The organism is Actinocatenispora comari (assembly GCF_017312725.1).
GTDB lineage: Bacteria > Actinomycetota > Actinomycetes > Mycobacteriales > Micromonosporaceae > Actinocatenispora > Actinocatenispora comari.
The window spans coordinates 1-17,451 of sequence record NZ_BOPO01000093.1 but is presented as its reverse complement, the minus strand read 5'-3'; the positions used below and the strand labels follow the sequence as shown (position 1 = coordinate 17,451).

At 72.7% G+C, this 17,451-nt stretch carries 17 protein-coding genes; 10 read left to right on the top strand and 7 right to left on the bottom strand.

Features of this window, described 5'->3' with window-relative positions:
- Window positions 1-710 (top strand): PucR family transcriptional regulator (locus NUM_RS23800; protein WP_207127150.1); only part of this gene is annotated, 710 nt, incomplete at its 5' end.
- 43 nt (window positions 711-753) lie between these two features.
- On the opposite strand, the gene NUM_RS23795 is transcribed toward NUM_RS23800, so the two are convergent.
- Window positions 754-1,101 carry a MerR family transcriptional regulator gene (locus tag NUM_RS23795; protein ID WP_207127149.1) on the bottom strand — a complete coding sequence of 116 codons (348 nt, stop codon included), beginning with the start codon at window positions 1,099-1,101 and terminating at the stop codon, window positions 754-756.
- A gap of 143 nt (window positions 1,102-1,244) precedes the next feature.
- On the opposite strand from NUM_RS23795, the gene ahcY reads away from it, so the two are divergent.
- The 3 genes from ahcY (at window position 1,245) to NUM_RS23780 (ending at window position 5,725) form a co-directional block, all read left to right on the top strand.
- Window positions 1,245-2,693, top strand: a complete 1,449-nt coding sequence (gene ahcY / locus NUM_RS23790) for an adenosylhomocysteinase (RefSeq protein ID WP_207127148.1) — start codon at window positions 1,245-1,247, stop codon at window positions 2,691-2,693.
- Between the two features lie 346 nt (window positions 2,694-3,039).
- On the top strand, window positions 3,040-4,926 hold the full coding sequence (locus NUM_RS23785; protein WP_207127147.1) for an acyltransferase family protein: 1,887 nt from the start codon (window positions 3,040-3,042) through the stop codon (window positions 4,924-4,926).
- 175 nt (window positions 4,927-5,101) lie between these two features.
- Window positions 5,102-5,725, top strand: coding sequence for an Rv1733c family protein (locus NUM_RS23780; protein ID WP_207127146.1), 624 nt, complete (start codon window positions 5,102-5,104; stop codon window positions 5,723-5,725).
- 391 nt (window positions 5,726-6,116) lie between these two features.
- On the opposite strand, the gene NUM_RS23775 is transcribed toward NUM_RS23780, so the two are convergent.
- Together NUM_RS23775 and NUM_RS23770 are read right to left on the bottom strand one after the other, a co-directional pair.
- A complete protein-coding gene (locus NUM_RS23775) occupies window positions 6,117-8,585 on the bottom strand; it encodes an excinuclease ABC subunit UvrA (protein WP_207127145.1) in 2,469 nt (822 codons plus the stop codon).
- Between the two features lie 85 nt (window positions 8,586-8,670).
- The gene (locus NUM_RS23770) at window positions 8,671-8,817 is read right to left on the bottom strand and encodes a hypothetical protein (protein ID WP_207127144.1); all 147 of its coding nucleotides are present in this window, start codon (window positions 8,815-8,817) and stop codon (window positions 8,671-8,673) included.
- A 165-nt stretch (window positions 8,818-8,982) separates the two neighbouring features.
- Between NUM_RS23770 and NUM_RS23765 the strand changes: the two genes are divergently transcribed.
- Both NUM_RS23765 and NUM_RS23760 read left to right on the top strand, forming a co-directional pair.
- Window positions 8,983-9,960, top strand: coding sequence for a Dyp-type peroxidase (locus NUM_RS23765; RefSeq protein ID WP_207127143.1), 978 nt, complete (start codon window positions 8,983-8,985; stop codon window positions 9,958-9,960).
- 4 nt (window positions 9,961-9,964) lie between these two features.
- Window positions 9,965-10,759: a family 1 encapsulin nanocompartment shell protein gene (locus NUM_RS23760; RefSeq protein ID WP_207127142.1), complete on the top strand. Its 795-nt coding sequence runs from the start codon at window positions 9,965-9,967 to the stop codon at window positions 10,757-10,759.
- 40 nt (window positions 10,760-10,799) lie between these two features.
- Here NUM_RS23760 and NUM_RS23755 read toward each other — a convergent pair whose 3' ends face one another.
- The gene (locus NUM_RS23755) at window positions 10,800-11,690 is read right to left on the bottom strand and encodes a nucleotidyl transferase AbiEii/AbiGii toxin family protein (RefSeq protein WP_207127141.1); all 891 of its coding nucleotides are present in this window, start codon (window positions 11,688-11,690) and stop codon (window positions 10,800-10,802) included.
- Window positions 11,687-12,286, bottom strand: coding sequence for a type IV toxin-antitoxin system AbiEi family antitoxin domain-containing protein (locus tag NUM_RS23750; RefSeq protein ID WP_207127140.1), 600 nt, complete (start codon window positions 12,284-12,286; stop codon window positions 11,687-11,689). Before NUM_RS23750 ends, NUM_RS23755 begins: the two co-directional genes overlap by 4 nt.
- A gap of 188 nt (window positions 12,287-12,474) precedes the next feature.
- Here NUM_RS23750 and NUM_RS23745 point away from each other — a divergent pair, with 188 nt between their 5' ends.
- Together NUM_RS23745 and NUM_RS23740 are read left to right on the top strand one after the other, a co-directional pair.
- Window positions 12,475-13,053, top strand: a complete 579-nt coding sequence (locus NUM_RS23745) for an XRE family transcriptional regulator (RefSeq protein ID WP_207127139.1) — start codon at window positions 12,475-12,477, stop codon at window positions 13,051-13,053.
- 97 nt (window positions 13,054-13,150) lie between these two features.
- The gene (locus NUM_RS23740) at window positions 13,151-14,029 is read left to right on the top strand and encodes a class I SAM-dependent methyltransferase (protein WP_207127138.1); all 879 of its coding nucleotides are present in this window, start codon (window positions 13,151-13,153) and stop codon (window positions 14,027-14,029) included.
- Between the two features lie 92 nt (window positions 14,030-14,121).
- Here NUM_RS23740 and NUM_RS23735 read toward each other — a convergent pair whose 3' ends face one another.
- The gene (locus tag NUM_RS23735; protein WP_207127137.1) at window positions 14,122-14,826 is read right to left on the bottom strand and encodes an SDR family NAD(P)-dependent oxidoreductase; all 705 of its coding nucleotides are present in this window, start codon (window positions 14,824-14,826) and stop codon (window positions 14,122-14,124) included.
- Between the two features lie 191 nt (window positions 14,827-15,017).
- Between NUM_RS23735 and NUM_RS23730 the strand changes: the two genes are divergently transcribed.
- A complete protein-coding gene (locus tag NUM_RS23730; RefSeq protein ID WP_207127136.1) occupies window positions 15,018-15,884 on the top strand; it encodes a helix-turn-helix domain-containing protein in 867 nt (288 codons plus the stop codon).
- 23 nt (window positions 15,885-15,907) lie between these two features.
- On the opposite strand, the gene NUM_RS23725 is transcribed toward NUM_RS23730, so the two are convergent.
- Entirely contained in the window at window positions 15,908-17,191 is a 1,284-nt protein-coding gene (locus NUM_RS23725) for a nuclear transport factor 2 family protein (protein ID WP_225918805.1), read from the bottom strand.
- Here NUM_RS23725 and NUM_RS23720 point away from each other — a divergent pair.
- Window positions 17,177-17,451 (top strand): helix-turn-helix domain-containing protein (locus tag NUM_RS23720; protein ID WP_207127134.1); only part of this gene is annotated, 275 nt, incomplete at its 3' end. The two genes, NUM_RS23725 and NUM_RS23720, sit on opposite strands and share 15 nt — an antisense overlap.

Genomic DNA, 17,451 nt, shown 5'->3' with positions numbered 1-17,451 from the left:
GGGGTGGCGCGGACCCGGCGGCGCGGCCCGAGCTGCCCGGCACCGTGGTGGTGCTCCGCGCCGGGCTGACCGGGCCGGCGACGCCCACGGCGGTGGCCCGGCGGATCCTCGCCGAGTTGCCGGGCGGGCCCGCTGCCACCGTCGCGCACCCGGACGGCACGGTGACCGGGTACCTGCCGGCCGGTACCGACCCGACGGCGGCCGTGCTGGACCGGCTGGACTGGTACCGGACGGCGCTCGCCGCCGGCGACCGGCTGCGGGTGGGCATCAGCGAGCCGACCCCGGTCGGTCCCGGGCTGCCGGCCGCGCGCTCGGCCGCCGACTCGGCGTACGGCTGGACCGAACGCGGCACCGGTCGGCTGACCGTCGCCGCTCGGCAGGCGGTCGGCAGCCGGCAGCTGCTGCTCGGCCTGGTACCGGAGCCGGCCCGGGCGGCGCACCGGGACCGCTGGCTCGCCCCGCTGCTCGCGCACGACCGGGTGCACGGCAGCGACCTGGTACCGACCCTCGCGGCGTTCCTGGACCGCTCCGGTTCCTGGCGCGACACCGCCGCCGCGCTGCACGTGCACGTCAACACCGTCCGGTACCGGCTGCGCCAGGCCGAGCGGCTGATCGGCCGGCCGCTGCGCACCGAACGCGACCGGCTCGACCTGCACCTTGCGATGGATCTGTGGCGTGACGACCCGCCGGCCGCCCGGCCCGACCCCTGACGCCGGGCCGTCGTGTCCCGGTCCGCCCCGGCCGGCGCGCCCGTCAGCCGGTGCCGTTGAGCCAGCGGAGGGCTCGTTGCTTCTCGAAGTCGAGGGCGCGGGTGGGCGGCGGGGTGAGCCGGCCGAGCCGCTGGCCCAGGTCGCGGACCCGGCGGGCGACCTCCGGGTCGGCCAGGACCCGGACCGCGAAGGCGAGCGCCGCCGGGCTCACGTCGTACTGCCGTTCGATCGCCAGGGTGAGCGCCACGGTGGCGAGGTCGGCGTCGGTGTAGCGGCGGTGCGCGCCGCCGGCGCGGCCGTCGTGGGCGGGTGGCAGCAGGCCGAGCCGCTCGCGGTAGCGCAGCATCCGTGGGGTGAGTCCGAGCCGGGCGGCAGCCTGTGTGATGCGCATGCGCTCGATTTTGACATTCTTGTGTCAGGAACTGGCGGCCTCGGATGCGGCGGGCCAGAGTACCCACCTAGACTCGCCGGCAGGCTCCGAGGTCCGCGGGCAGCAGGTGTGCGGTCGCCTCGAATCGACAAGTAGGAGATGACGTGTCCGTTGACAAGCCGAACGAGGACTTCAAGGTCGCCGATCTGAGCCTCGCCGAGTTCGGTCGCAAGGAGATCCAGCTCGCCGAGCACGAGATGCCCGGCCTGATGTCGCTGCGCGCCGAGTACGCGGAGAGCCAGCCGCTGGCCGGCGCCCGCATCACCGGCTCGCTGCACATGACGGTGCAGACCGCGGTGCTGATCGAGACGCTGACCTCGCTGGGTGCGCAGGTGCGCTGGGCGTCCTGCAACATCTTCTCCACCCAGGACCACGCCGCCGCCGCGGTCGCCGTCGGCCCGAACGGCACCCCGGAGAAGCCGGCCGGCGTGCCGGTCTTCGCCTGGAAGGGCGAGTCGCTCGAGGAGTACTGGCAGTGCACCGAGCGGGCGCTGACTTGGCCCGACGGTGGCCCGAACCTGATCCTGGACGACGGCGGCGACGCGACGCTGCTGGTGCACAAGGGGCTGGAGTTCGAGAAGGCCGGCGCGGTGCCGGCGGTGGAGACCGCGGAGAGCGAGGAGGAGGCGGAGATCCTCAAGCTGCTCGCCGCCTCGGTCGCCGCGCAGCCGCAGAAGTGGACCGGCATCGCCGCCGGCATCAAGGGCGTCACCGAGGAGACCACCACCGGCGTGCACCGGCTGTACCAGCTGGCCGAGCGCGGTGAGCTGCTGTTCCCGGCGATCAACGTGAACGACTCGGTGACCAAGTCGAAGTTCGACAACAAGTACGGCTGCCGGCACTCGCTGATCGACGGCATCAACCGCGCGACCGACGTCCTGATCGGCGGCAAGACCGCGGTGATCTGCGGCTACGGTGACGTCGGCAAGGGCTGTGCGGAGTCGCTGCGCGGCCAGGGCGCCCGGGTGATCGTCACCGAGATCGACCCGATCAACGCGCTGCAGGCGGCGATGGACGGCTACCAGGTCGCCCGGCTGGACGACGTGGTCGAGCAGGCCGACATCTTCGTCACCGCGACCGGCAACTTCCACGTGATCACCGCGGCGCACATGGCCCGGATGAAGCACCAGGCGATCGTCGGCAACATCGGCCACTTCGACAACGAGATCGACATGGCCGGCCTGATGAAGATCGACGGCATCAGCCGCAACAACATCAAGCCGCAGGTCGACGTGTGGGAGTTCCCGGACGGGCACACCATCATCGTGCTGAGCGAGGGCCGGCTGCTGAACCTGGGCAACGCGACCGGGCACCCGAGCTTCGTGATGTCCAACTCGTTCGCCAACCAGACCATCGCGCAGATCGAGCTGCACACCAAGCCCGCCGAGTACCCGATCGGCGTGTACCGGCTGCCGAAGGTGCTGGACGAGAAGGTGGCGCGGCTGCACCTGGACGCGCTGGGGGTCAAGCTCACCGAGCTGTCCGAGCAGCAGGCGTCCTACCTCGGTGTCCCGGTCGAGGGGCCCTACAAGGCGGACCACTACCGCTACTGAGCCACCCGGCCGCCGGGCATCCGGTGGTACCAGCCACATCCGGCGCGGTGACCGTCACGGTCACCGCGCCGGTTCGTTTGCCGGCCGCCGGAACGGCACCATCCACAGTGGACTGAGCGGCCCGGCAGCATACCGGAGCCGGTGGGCCCGGACGCGGACGCCACGCCGATCGGGCACCAAAACGTACGGAACGCGCGAGGTTCTCAGATCAATAGATCGACCTCGATATCTCCGATTGTCCTGTTATCCCATGCGATGCCGGTCACGCCACCTAACCTGAAACCGACCCGGGTATCTCACTGTCCAGTGTGGACTCTGCCCGGGGGCCGGTACGGGGGTGGCAGCGATGGCGAACGCGACGCAGGTGCGTGCTGTCGAGACCACGCCGCCGGGCCCGCCGAGTCGCCGGACCGCCCGACTGCCCGGAGTGGACGGGATTCGGGCCCTCGCGGTCACCGCGGTCCTGGTGTACCACCTGAGCGCGTCCTGGCTGCCCGGCGGCTATCTCGGCGTCGATGTCTTCTTCGTCATCAGCGGCTACCTGATCACCCGGCTGCTGGTCGCCGAGCACGTCGGTACCGGCCGGATCAGCCTGCGGCACTTCTGGTTGCGGCGGGCCCGGCGGATCCTGCCGCCGCTGTTCCCGATGCTGCTCGCCACGGTGGTCCTCACCGCGCTGGTGAACCGCTCGGCGCTGCACCAGCTGCGTACCGAGGTGCTCGGCGCGCTGACGTACACCAGCAACTGGGTGCAGATCGCCGAACACCACTCGTACTTCGCGAAGTTCGGCGACCCGTCGGTGCTGCAACACCTGTGGTCGCTCGCCGTGGAGGAGCAGTTCTACCTGATCTGGCCGCTGGTGGTGGTGCTGGTACTGCTGCGCGGTCGGCGCCGGCTGGCCCTCGTCGCCGGGCTCGGCGCGCTCGGGTCGGCGGCCGCGATGGCCGCGCTGTTCCAGCCCGGCGGCGACCCGTCCCGGGTCTACTTCGGCACCGACACGCACGCCTCCGGGCTGCTCATCGGTGCGGTACTGGCGATCGCCTGGCCGGCCGCGAGCGCCGCGCCGGGGCCGTGGTCGCGCCGCCGCCTGGCCGGCACCGCCACCGCCGCCGGCCTGGGCGTCGCCGGCATCGGCCTCGGCTTCTGGCTGCTCGACCAGTACAGCGACGCGACCTACCGGGGCGGCATCCTCGCCGTGTCGGTGGCCACCGCGGTGCTGGTCGTCGGCACCGGCCACGGCCGTACCCCGATCGGTGCGCTGTTCGCGCTGCGGCCGGTGCGCTGGCTCGGCGCCCGCTCGTACGGGCTGTACCTGTGGCACTGGCCGGTACTCGTGCTCGGCGACAGGATCTTCGGCCAGCGCACCGTGATCGTCGGCGCGATCGAGGTGGCGACCGCCGTGCTGCTCTCCGCCGGCTCGTACCGGTTCATCGAGCGGCCGGTGCTCACCCACGGGTACGGGGGCGCGCTGAGCCGGGCGTGGCGCTCGGTGCAGGGCCGTACCTCGGCGCGGCGCGGTGGGCTGATCACCGCGGCCGGCGCGGTCGCCGCGCTGTGCGTGTTCGCCGTCGTCACCCTGCTGCACGCGCCGGCAGGGTCGGTCAGCGGGCTGGACAAGCAGCTCGCGTCCGCGCAGCTCGCCGCGAAGCAGCCGCGCGCCGTCGAGCCGACGCCGGGCGCCGCGGCGCCCAGCCCGTCGGCGTCGCCGAGCCCGGCCGGACCGCCGCCCGGCGACCAGATCAGCGCGCTCGGCGACTCGGTGATGCTCGCCGCCTCGCCGGCGCTGCGGCACCGGCTGCCCGGCATCCAGATCGACGCGAAGGTCAGCCGGGCGATGCAGAAGGGCCCGGGGATCATCTCCGGCTGGGCGCACGACGGCGCGCTGCGACCGGTGGTCCTGCTCGGGCTCGGTACCAACGGGCCGTTCCCGGCCGACCTGCTGGAGGGCATCATCGGCCAGCTCGGCCCGGACCGGACGCTGTACCTGGTCAACGTGTACCTGCCGACCCGGCCCTGGGGCGGCGAGGTCAACCACACGCTGACCAAGGTCGCCTCCGGGCACACCAACGTGCACCTGATCGACTGGCGCAGCGCCGCCGGCGCGCACCAGAACCTGCTCTGGCCGGACCGGATCCACCCCCGGCCCGGCGCCGGCGCCGACCTGTACGCCCGGACCGTGGTGGAGGCGATGAGCACGCCGATGCGCGCCGCGCCGCCCGGCCGCGTCCAGTGACGATCGCTGGACCGCCGGATCGCTGGACCGCTGCTGGCTGTACCGCTGGTCTGCTGACCGTGGCCGGTGACCGTGCGTGGTGCCGCCGGGCGGCCGACCGGTGCGGCGACCACGAACGAGAGATTCGGCCGGATAACCGCGATGCCGCCGCGGCCGGCGGCGCATCATCGGCCGTATGGGTGCCACCCGTCACCGTCGCCCCCGGGCCCACCTCCATCCGGCCCGCTGGCTGGCCTGCCGGCTGCGTCGCGGCAACCCGCTGCGGCGCGGCTCGGACCGGGCCGAGGGCATCTGCGCACTGTTCGCCGTCCTGCTGATCGTCGTCGCCGTACCGGTGACGATCATGATCGGGCTGAACATCGCCTCCAGCCGCGCCTCGGCCGCGGCCCGGGAGCGGGCCGAGCGGCAACCGGCCACCGCGGTACTGCTGGCCGGGGCGCCCGACGCGATCGGCGTCGCCGCGGCGGACGGAGCCGCCGGTTCCGTTCCGGTACGGGCCCGCTGGCACGTCGGCGACCGGACCCGCACCGGTACCGTCTACGCGACGCCGGGGCTGGATCGCGGCGCCCGGGTGCCGATCTGGCTCGACCAGCGCGGCCGGCCCGTCGCGGCGCCTCCGTCCACCACCCAGGTCACGATGTCGAGCGCCGGTACCGGGTTGGGGCTGCTGTTCGCGATCGTGGCCGGCGTGGGGGCGGCGTGGCTGGTGCTGCGATGGCTGCTGGACCGGGCTCGGTTGGCGGCGTGGGAGCGGGAGTGGCGCCGGGTCAACCCGCACGGCAATCACTGGGTTCGCTGATTGCCCGCGGGGTCGCTGGATCGTCTCTGCGCGCCCGGCGTACTGGTGTGAGGACCGCTTCCGTTCGCTTCGGGTGCTGGGGGAAGGCCACCTCTGCTCGTCGCTTTGACCCCGCGTGGGGGAATGCGAGGAGAGGGCTTCGCCCCCTCCTCGCGCTCCTTCCCCGCCAAGGGGGCCGCCCCCTTGGCCATCCCCGCCCAGCCCCCGGTGAGGATGCCCATCGACGCCGAGTGTGTGTCGAGGATGGGCGGCGCTCGGTCCGGCATGCCCATCGGTGTGTCGTTCGTGTCGACGAAGAGCGGGGCTCGGTGCGGCATGCCCGTCGGCGTGGCGTTCGTGTCGGAGGAGGGCGAGGCTTGCTTCGGGGAGGTCCTGGGGCGGGGCCGGTTGGTCAGGGGAGGTGGGGGGTGAGGTAGGGGGCGGTGGGGCTGGTGGGGTTGGTGGCGAGGTGTTCGGGGGTGCCGGTGGCGACGACGTGGCCGCCCTGGTGGCCGCCGCCGGGGCCGAGGTCGATGACCCAGTCGGCGCCGGCGATGGTGGCGAGGTCCTGCTCGACCACGACGACGGTGTTGCCGGCGTCGACCAGCTCGTGCAGCTGGGCGTCGAGCAGTTCGATGTCGGCCGGGTGCAGTCCGGTGGTCGGTTCGTCGAGCAGGTAGAGGGTGTGCCCGCGGGCCGGCCGCTGCAGCTCGGTGGCGAGCTTGATTCGTTGCGCCTCACCGCCGGACAGCTCGGTCGCGGGCTGGCCGAGCCGCAGGTAGCCCAGGCCGACCTGGCGCAGCGCGCGCAGGCTGCGCAGCGCCACGGGCAGGTCGGCGAAGAACTCGGTGGCCGCGTCGACGGACAGGTCCAGTACCTCGGCGATGTTCCGGCCGTGGTAGGTGATCTCCAGCGTCTCCGGGGTGTAGCGGGCGCCGTGGCAGGTCGGGCACGGCGCGTACGTGCCGGGCAGGAACAGCAGCTCGACCGCCACGTACCCGTCGCCCTGGCAGGTCTCGCACCGTCCGCCGGGCACGTTGAACGAGAACCGGCCGGCGGCGTACCCGCGCTCGCGCGCCTGCGGGGTGTCCGCGAACGCCTTGCGTACCACGTCGAACAGGCCGGTGTAGGTGGCGAGGTTGGATCGCGGGGTGCGGCCGATCGGCTTCTGGTCGACCTGCACCAGCCGGCCGACCGGGTCGAGGCCCTCGGCGGCGGGCAGGTCGTCGGCCGGCTCGTCGCCGAGCCTGGCCCGTACCACCTCGGCGAGGACCTGCAGCAGGGTCGACTTGCCGGCGCCGGACAGCCCGGTGATCGCGGTGAACACGCCCAGCGGCAGGGAGACGGTCAGGTCGGCCAGGTTGTGCCGGCGTACCCCGGCCAGGGTCAGCCAGGACGACGGGTCGCGGCGCTTGGCGCGACGCTCGCCGGCGCCGTCGAACAGGTACCGGCGGGTGACCGAGCCGGCCGCGTCGGCGAGCCCGGGAACCGGCCCGGAGTAGAGGATCCGGCCGCCGTACTCACCGGGGCCGGGGCCGACGTCGACCACCCAGTCGGCGCGGCGCACCACGTCGAGGTCGTGCTCGACGACGAACAGCGAGTTGCCGGCGGCGCGCAGCTCGTCGAGCACCGCGAGCAGCGCCTCGGTGTCCGCGGGATGCAGCCCCGCGGACGGCTCGTCCAGCACGTACACCACGCCGAACAGCCCGGAGCGCAGCTGGGTGGCCAGCCGCAGCCGTTGCAGCTCACCGGCGGACAGCGTCGGGGTGGCCCGATCCATGCTCAGGTAACCGATCCCCATCTTCGACAGCACGTCGACTCGGGCCACCAGGTCGGCCGCGATCGGCTGCGCCGGGTGGTCCGGGGAACCGTGCTCGGCGGTGGGGCGCAACAGTTCCGCCAGCTCCGACAGCGGCTCGCCGGTCAACTGCGCGATGGTACGGCCGGCGAACGTGACGGCGAGCGCCTCCGGCTTGAGCCGCGCGCCGTGGCAGGTCGGGCACGGTCCGGACACCAGGAACCGTTCCATCCGGCGGCGCATCGTGGCCGACTTCGAGTCCGCGAACGTGTGCAGCACGTAGCGTTTCGCGCTCTGGTACTTCCCCTGGTACGGCCGCTGGATCCGGCCGGCCTCGCGTTCCGGGTGCACGGTGACGACCGGTTGGTCGTCGGTGAACAGGATCCAGTCCCGGTCGGCCTGGTCCAGCTCGCGCCACGGCCGGTCGATGTCGTACCCGAGGGTGGCGACGATGTCGCGCAGGTTCTTGCCCAGCCAGGCGCCGGGCCAGGCGGCGATCGCGTGCTGGCGGATCGACAGCGACGGATCCGGTACCAGTGAGGCCTCGGTGACCTCGTGCACCGTACCGAGGCCGTGGCAGCGCGGGCAGGCGCCGACCGCGGTGTTGGGCGAGAACGAGTCGGAGTCCATGAACTCGATGCCGGGCGGGTAGTCGCCGGCCCGGGAGAACAGCATCCGCAGCAGGTTCGACAGCGTGGTCAGGGTGCCCACCGAGGAGCGGGAGGAGCCGGCGGCCCGGCGCTGCTCCAGCGCCACCGCTGGCGGCAGGCCGGTGATCTCGCCGACGTGCGGCACGCCCGCCTGCTGGATCAGCCGCCGCGCGTACGGTGCGACCGACTCCAGGTAGCGCCGCTGCGCCTCGCCGTAGATGGTGCCGAACGCCAGCGACGACTTGCCGGAACCGGACACCCCGGTGAACACCGCCAGCGCGTCCCGCGGTACCGCGACGTCGACGTGCGCCAGGTTGTGCTCGTGCGCGTCGAAGACCCGCACGAACCCGTCGCCCGGGCCGGACGCCCCGCTCGCCGCGGTCGGGTTGGTCGGACCGCTCGCGCCGGTCGGGCTGGGCTGTGCGTTCGGCATGGACCCAGCATGACCGACGCATCCGGCGCCGTGCCGGCCGTCCACCGCACCGGCGCCTTCGGTCGGGGCGCCGGCGCCGGGCGGGTCAGTCCTCTTCGGGCGCGGCGTGGTCCGGCACGCCCGGGTGCGGGTCGCGGCTGAGGTCGATCCGCGGGTCGCGCGGTGCGCCGTCGGGGGCCGCGTGCCGGCCGGTGGAGCGCTCGGTCGCGTTCTCGTCCTGCTCGGAAGTCATTCGAATCCTCCCCGTGTCCAGCTCATCGCGCTGAACGTCCGAATCCCTGAGTCGGTACGCGTATCGGACAGCAAGGTACACGAGCCGGGGTGCGGGCCAGATCACCGACACGGGATCGGCGGTTTACCTACCGGTAGCTACCCCGATCGTGCGATCCTGCCGGACATGACGCAGCCGCAGCCGGTACTCGATCCACTGTCGCCGGCGGCGCTGTTCCTGGTGCTGTCGGTACGGCCGGGGTCCGAGGCGGCGGTGCGCGACGTGCTGACGGACGTGTCCGGGCTGGTGCGTTCGGTCGGTTTCCGGTCCGCTCACGGTGAGCTGAGCTGCGTGGTCGGGGTCGGTTCGGCGATCTGGGACCGGCTGTTCGGGTCGCCGCGACCGGCGAAGCTGCACCCCTTCCGGCCGCTGCGCGGGCCCCGGCACCACGCCCCGGCCACCCCCGGCGACCTGCTGCTGCACATCCGCGCCGGCCGGTACGACCTGTGCTACGAGCTGGGTGTGCTGATCCTCGACCGGCTCGCCGGCCTGGTCGTGGTCGAGGACGAGACGATGGGGTTCCGCTACTTCGAGCAGCGCGACCTGCTCGGCTTCGTCGACGGTACGGAGAACCCGACCGGGCGCGGCGCCGCCCGCGCGGTCCTGGTCGGTGCCGAGGACCCGGACTTCGCCGGCGGCAGCTACCTGATCGTGCAGAAGTACCTGCACGACCTGACCGCCTGGACCGCACTGTCCACAGAGGACCAGGAGCGGGTGATCGGCCGGACCAAGCTCGCCGACGTGGAGCTGCCCGACGACGTGAAGCCGAGCAACTCGCACGTCGCGCTCAACACGATCGTCGACGCCGACGGCACCGAGCACCAGATCGTCCGGTCCAACATGCCGTTCGGCTCGCCGTCCCGGGGCGAGGCCGGCACCTACTTCGTCGGGTACGCGGCGGATCCCGCCGTCACCGAACTGATGCTGCAGCGGATGTTCCTCGGCGACCCGCCCGGCAACCACGACCGGATCCTCGACTTCTCCACCGCGGTCACCGGCGGCCTGTTCTACATCCCGACCGTCGACTTCCTGGACGATCCGCCGGAACCGACCGGCGGCACGCCGGACGGATCGCTGGCGATCGGCGACATGCGAGGTGAATGAGCGAATGAACAACCTGCACCGCGAACTGGCCCCGATCTCCGACGCCGCCTGGGACGACCTGTCGCAGGAGGCGCGCCGTACCTTCACCCGGCACCTCGCCGGCCGTCGCGTCGTCGACGTCTCCGGCCCGGACGGCACCGAACTCGCCGCCGTCGGTACCGGCCGCCGGGAGCGCATCGACGCCCCCGACGGGGTCCGCGCGCACCGCCGGGTCGCGCAACCGCTGGTGGAGCTGCGGGTACCGTTCACCGTCTCGCGCGACGAGGTCGACGCGGTCGAGCGCGGCGCTAAGGACGCCGACTGGCAGCCGGTCAAGGACGCCGCCAAGCGGATGGCGTTCGCCGAGGACCGCGCCATCTTCGAGGGGTACGCCGCCGCCGGCATCGGCGGCATCCGGGCCGGTGCCTCGAATCCGGCGCTGACCCTGCCCGGCGAGGTACGCGACTATCCCGACACGATCAGCCGCGCGGTCAGCGAACTGCGCCTGGCCGGCGTCGCCGGGCCCTACTCACTGCTGCTCAGCGCGGATGCGTACACCGAGGTCAACGAGACCTCCGACCACGGCTACCCGATCCAGGAGCACCTGCGCCGGCTGATCGACGGCGAGATCATCTGGGCGCCGGCGATCAGCGGCGCGTTCCTGCTCTCCACCCGCGGCGGCGACTTCGAGCTGCACCTCGGCCAGGACCTCTCGATCGGTTACACCGCACACGATGCCGACTCGATCGAGCTGTACTTCATCCAGACCTTCACCTTCCTGCTCTACACCACCGAAGCCGCCGTCCCCATCTCCAGCTGACCGCGCTGATCCTCGTCCGTCCACAGCAGACGGATGCGCTTCAGTGCCCACCGGTCGGGTCGTCGGAACGGTGCGCGTCGGACCAGAAGGCGCGGACGAGTGCGAGCGCGGCGTCGAGCCGTGGCTCGGTCTCGGTGAGACCCGCGGCGGTCGTCGGGTAGGTCTCCGTCCATGCCGGTGGGGGATCGGGAATCTCCACCGGCACCGCATGGGTCGCACGAACCGAGAACACGTGGTCCACTGCTTCGACGAGCGAGGAGTCGGGCGCGAGGCCGGTCTCGATCAGCAGTACGAGATCAACGAGATCCTTGACTCTGGTGTTCGGCCGGTCCCCGTACTGCCTCGTGAACGCGTGCAGTTTCTCAGCAAAGTGTTGCCGCCGATCGACCGCGAGAATACTGCGGGGTGGTGTGCCGGCGAAGGCGAGGGTGTTCGGGAGGGGCAGCCGCTCGGTGTGCATGATCTCCTCGCTACGAGCGACGACATCGATCCGGACACCAGCGAAGGTCTTCCCGGCAAGGCGGGCGTCGACCGAGTACCGCCACCCACCTCTGCCGCCGCTGTCGGGTTTCAGTTCCGTGGGGCTGGACACCCGGAAGGTGAAGCCATCCCCGTCATGGTCCGTCGCGAGCGTGTCGATCAGGAGCTCGCGTACCTCGGAGCCGCCCAGTGCCGACGGGGACTGCTGCTCCGCTGCGAAGTCCAGATCCTTGGTCGTACGTGCCTTGCGCTCCAGGCGGAACTCCATCGCCGCCCCGCCTTTGAGGATCCAGCGCGTGGTCGAATCGGAAGCCAGTCGGGTGGCGATCCGATCGAAGACCACGAGGCGGCGCCGCCGGGCAAGGTCCGTGCTGGTCTGCGTGGCTTGGTCTCTCAGCCGGTCTTCCAAGGCGCGTCGAAGCGCCCGCGCATCACCGTACCGACTCGTCATCCTGCCTCCCGCAGCGCTCGGTCGATGGAAAGCTCAGCTGGCGGCCCGAGTCGCTGGGCGGCGTCGAAGAGTCGCCGCCTGGAGACGACGCCGCGTTCCAGCGCCTCCGCCACAGCGGAGTCGAGCACGTCCTGGTCCACTTGTGCGGCAGCGCACTCGGCGATGGACCGCACCGGGGTCGTCACTTTGTAGCCCTGTCGTTGTTCGATCTCGTTGGCGTTGAGCACCGCCTGGTGCAGGACCAGGGCATCGTTTCGCATCCGAAATCCGGGAGGGACCGTGAGATGGATCCTCGCCGGGTTCGCGGTTCCCAAGTCGTGCACGGCGAGCGCCGTCTCATGGGATACGACCGCTCGGCCCTTGCTCCACAGTTCCCATCTGGCCAGATGGTCGTCCTCATCGCTCGGCAGGGCGTCGAACTCGCGGAAGCGGTAGATCCCGCGGTCCACTCGCCGCCAGTTGCCCTGTTCGGCGTTGTATCGCTGGGATTGGTGTGAGTAACCCGATTCAAGCGCTTGCGCCGCCGTGAAGTATCCACGCTGCGCGGCTGCCACACTCCACAGGGTGGCCTTGGCGTCCGCGTCCTTCCGAGCCATGCGCTGACGATATCAGCCACCCGACGCCAAACTAAAAGAAAACTTTAGTTTGGCGTCGAGTGGGCGCGCGAAACTAAAAGAAAACTTTAGTTTGGCGTCGAAAGGCTCGGTCGTGCCGACCGTGGGTGCGGGGCGGCCCGCCCTCGAACCGGAGACGGCCCGCCGGGGTGGAGCCGTACGTTGGGGGCATGGCGGTGGGCGATGGTGAGCTGGACGGGCTGGTGCGGGGCCGGATCCGGGCGCTGCGGTTGGCGCAGGGCTGGTCGCTGGCGGAGCTCGCCGGCCGCGCGAAGCTCAGCCAGTCCACCCTGAGCCGGATCGAGACCGGGCAGCGCCGGCTGGCGCTGGACCAGCTCGTCGACCTGGCCCGGGCCCTGGACACCTCGCTCGACCAGCTGGTGGAGACCGCCGTCGAGGACGTGGTCGTCAGCCCGATGGTCGACTCGGCGCACGGCCGGCTGCGCTGGCCGATCCGCGCCGAGCCCGGCATCACCGTGGTACGCCAGCGGGTCACGGCACCACCGCCGAAGCGCCGGGACCGGCTGCGCGCTCATCCGGGCCGGGAGTGGCTCGTCGTGCTCTCCGGTACCGCCGTGCTGGTGCTGGGGGAGCGCCGCATCCGGGTGGAGACCAACCAGGCCGCGGAGTTCCCGACGATGCTGCCGCACGCGCTCGGTGCCGACGGCGGCCCGTGCGAGCTGCTGGGCATCTTCGACCGGGACGCCCGCCGCGGTCACCGGATCGACCCCGCCGACCACCGACGATGAGCCGGCGGACTGCGTGTCCGGCCAGCAGCCGTGCCTCCTTTTTGCCATTCGCGCAACAAACGGTGCTCGAAGCGCATGGCCGGCCTACGGTTGCGCCATGCACACCAGCGAACACCACCACGCGCCGCACGACCATGCGGCTCAGCCGGAGCACCACCACGGCCACGGCCACGATCACGAGCAGGCGGACCTGCTCGACCTGGACGCCGAGGTACTCGCCGAGGTGAACGCGGACATCGTCGACCGGCTCCCGGCCCCGCCGGAGGCCCGGCGCCTGGTCGACCTCGGCGCCGGCACCGGGGCCGGTACGTTCGCCCTGCTGGCACGGTTCCCGGACGCCGAGGTCGTCGCCGTGGACTCCTCGGCCGAGCACCTGGACCGGCTGGCGGGCAACGCCCGGGCCCGAGGCGTCGCCGACCGGGTGCGCACCGTACGGGCGGATCTCGATGCGGCCTGGCCCGACCTCGGCGCGCCCGACCTGGTCTGGGCCTCGTCCTCGCTGCACCACCTGTCCGACCTCGACCGGACCCTGCGCCGGGTGCACGACCTGCTCGCGCCCGGCGGGCTGTTCGCCGTCGTCGAGCTGGCCGGCTTCCCCCGGTTCCTGCCGGACGATGCGCCCGCGGACCGGCCGGGCCTGGAGGCGCGCTGCCATGCGATCAGCGACCGCTACCACGCCGAGCACGTGCCGCTGCGCGGTGCGGACTGGGGCCCGCCGCTGACCGCCGCGGGCTTCGTGCTGGACGCCACCCGTACCGTGACCGTCGACAGTGGACGGTCCGGATCGGCGGCGGTGGGCCGGTACGCGCTGGCGAGCCTGCAACGGATGCGGGCCAGCGTCGCCGACTCGCTCGACGCCGCCGACCTCGCCGCCCTGGACCGCCTGCTGGACCCGGACGGCCCGGACGGCATCGCGCGCCGCGCCGACCTCACGGTACGCACGGAACGCACGGTCTGGGCCGCCCGTCGCCCCTGAAGCCGCCGTCGATCAAGGGCGCGGGCAGTTGATCAAAAGATCCGCGCACGAGGTCCACGACGTTCGCGGCCGGATCGCTTGATCGACGGCGGTCACCAGGGGAGCGGGTGGTCGTCCTCGGTGAAAGTGCCGGTGGGGCCGTCGGGGCCGATGGTGGCGAGGCGGACGATGACCTCGGCGCTCTGCTCGACCGGCCGGCCGCCCTCGATCCCGGCGGTGAAGTCCGTCGCGGTGAAGCCGGGCTCGACCGCGTTGAACTTCACCTCCGGCACCGCCTTGGCGTACTGCACGGTGAGCATCGAGACTGCGGCCTTGGTCGCCCCGTACACGATGGACGGGTAGTGGAACTGGCGGCGCTGCGGGTTGGTGACCGCCCAGAACGAGCCGAGCGCGCTGGACACGTTGACCACCACCGGATTGGCCGAGGCGCGCAGCAGCGGCAGCGCCGCGGTGGTGACCCGGACGACGCCGACGGCGTTGGTGTCGAACTGGCGCAGCGCCGACTCCCCGGTGACCGTGTCGGCCTCGGACGGGCCGCGCATCTCGGCGATGCCGGCGTTGTTGACGAGCACGTCCAGCCCGCCGGCGTCGGCGGCGATCGTGCGCAGCGCGGCGCGTACCGAGTCGTCGTCGGTGACGTCGAGCCGGACGTACCGGGCGCCGAGCTCGGCCGCCGCCTTCGCGCCGCGCTCGGCGTCGCGGGCGCCGAGATACACCGTGTGCCCGGCCTCGACCAGCCGGCGGACGGTTTCGTACCCGAGTCCCCGGTTCGCGCCGGTGACGAGCGTGATGGTCATGTTCGGTACTCCTTCGAACGAACGCGGTCGCCTGGCCGGAACGCCGTTCGGCGGGGCCCGGCGACCGTCCGGGCCGGTCCCGGACGTCGTTGCTCCAGCGTTCGTCGCCGGCGACGCGGCAGGCAGCGCCCCGGTGATCCTGGGGGTGGCAGGACCAGCCAGGACGCCGCCGGGCTGCCTACGCTGAAGCCATGACCGACGACACGAACCGGCTCGGCGAGTACCTGCGGGCGCGCCGCGAGCTGGTCTCGCCGGACCGGCTCGGGCTGCCGCAGGTCGGCGTGCGCCGGGTGCCCGGGCTGCGCCGCGAGGAGGTCGCGATGCTCGCCGGCATCAGCGCCGACTACTACCTGCGGCTGGAGCAGGGCCGCGACCGCAACCCGTCGGTGCAGGTACTGGAGTCGCTCGCCCGGGTGCTGCAGCTCGACGACGCGGCGACCGGGTACCTGATCAGCCTGGCCGCGGAGCGACCGCGGCGGGCGCGCCGGCGGCCCCGGCGGGAGAGCGTGCCGGCCGGCGTGCGCAAGCTGCTCGACACGCTGGCGCTGCCGGCGTTCGTCGAGGGCCGCTACTTCGACGTGCTGGCGGCGAACCCGCTCGCCGCGACGATCTCGCCGCGTCTCGCGGTCGGCCACAACCGGCTGCTCGACGTGTTCCTCGACCCGGCCGAGCAGGCGATGTACCCGGACTGGGACCGCGCCACCGCCGGCCTGGTCGCCGGGTTCCGGCAGGCGGTCGGTACCGACACCGACGACCCGCGGTTCATCGAGCTGGTAGGTGAGCTGTCGCTGGGCAGCGACCGGTTCCGGCGGCTGTGGGCCCGGCACGACGTGGGCCCGTGGGAGGGCTCCGCGGTGTTGCTGGAGCATCCGCAGGTCGGCGAGCTCACCCTGTACCGAGAGAAGCTCGGGATCGGCGGCACCAACGGTCAGGTGCTCGCCATCTACCACGCCGACCGCGGCTCGGCCGACGCGGAGAAGCTGGCCCTGCTCACCTCGTACCAGGCGGAGCCCGCCGCACCGGCGCCGACTGCCCCCACCGCCCACCAGCCGGACTGACCGGTACGGCGCTCGCAGGTGGGTCAGGAGCGGTGGTAGACCTTGTTCGCGATACGCCACTGGCCGTGCTCGCGGACCAGGACGAACAGGTCGGTGAAGGTGTCGGGGCCGTGCCGCAGCACCATCGTGGCATGCCCGACGGTGCCGGTGCGCCCCAGCTCGGTGACGGTACGGGTCCGGGTCGGCTCGTCCGCCGCTGGCGTGCCGGTGAAGTTCGCCCGGTAGCGGTCGAGGTCCCAGGAGACGAACCCGCCGTCCCGGATGCCCTCGACGTGCGCGGTGGGCCGGAACGCGGTACCGAAGTGGGCGGGGTCGCCGGTGGCGTGCCCGCGCGCGTAGCCGACCAGCGGTGCGAGCAGTTCGTCGTCGGCGGGGACGCCGGGCGCCGCGTACAGGTGCGCGGCGGCGTCGACGAGCCGGTGGTCGGCATCTGCCAGCCCGGTGACGATCGCGGCGACGTCGGCGTCGGCCGGTGCACCGGCGGACGCCAACAACCGCGGCAGTACGGCACTGTCCGGGTCGACGCGGGCGAGCAGGTCGGCGTCCTTGCCGAGGGCGCCGGCGGTGAAGTCGGCGGGAACCCGCGCGCCGCCGGTGAGCCGGTCGCGCTTGCGGGCCACCAGGCCGCCCAGGGCGGTACGCGCCAGCACGTCCAGCGTGGCGTCGCGGCCCAGGCCGAGCCGCCGCGCGCGGGCGAGCGCCTGGCCGAGCGCGACGAGCCCGTCGCCGAGCACGCCGTTCGCGACCAGCTTGAGCGCGGCGGCGGTGGACGCGTCGCGGCAGTCGAGCACGGTGCCCAGCGCGGCCAGCACGTCGACCTCGGCGGGCGTCGGGCCGGCCCCGCCGTACAGCAGGGTCAGCGTGCCGGTCGCTGCGGCCGGCGCCGAGCCGAGCACGGGGCAGTGCACGTACCGGACCGGGGTTTCGCGGTGCAGGTCGACGGCCTCGGCCGGGGCGATGGTCGCGAGGCCGAGCACCGTGGCGCCGGGCCGCAGGCTGCCGGCGCAGCGGGCGAGCACCTGCCGGCAGGCGGCCGCGTCGTACAGGGCGAGCAGGACGAGGTCGGCGTCGGCGACCGCGGCGGCCGGCGAGTCGGCGGTGCGCACGCCGCCGAGCTCGACACCGGACCGGGACCAGCCGGTCACCGGGAAGCCGAGATCGGCGAGGCGGCAGGCGATCGCGGTGCCCATCCGGCCGAGGCCGAGGACCGACACCGTCTGCGAGGCGGAGTTCATGCACCCAGTCTGGCGCCCGCTCGACCATGCGACCAGCGCAGGATTAGCATACGATCCATGCCTACCACGCATGCCAGGCCGACCTCGCTGACGCCCTGGGTGGCGTTCGCCGAGGCGTGCCGGGTCGGCAGCCTGTCCGCGGTGGCCGAGGCTCTCGGCTACACCCAGTCGGCCGTCTCGCGGCAGATCGCCACGCTGGAACGCGACCTCGGTACCCAGCTGCTCGCGCGCGAGCCGCGCGGGGTGCGGCCCACCCCGGCCGGCGCCGCCGTACTGCCGCACGCCCGGTTGCTCGTCGCCGAGGCCGACCGCGCCGCCCGCGCGGCCGCCGC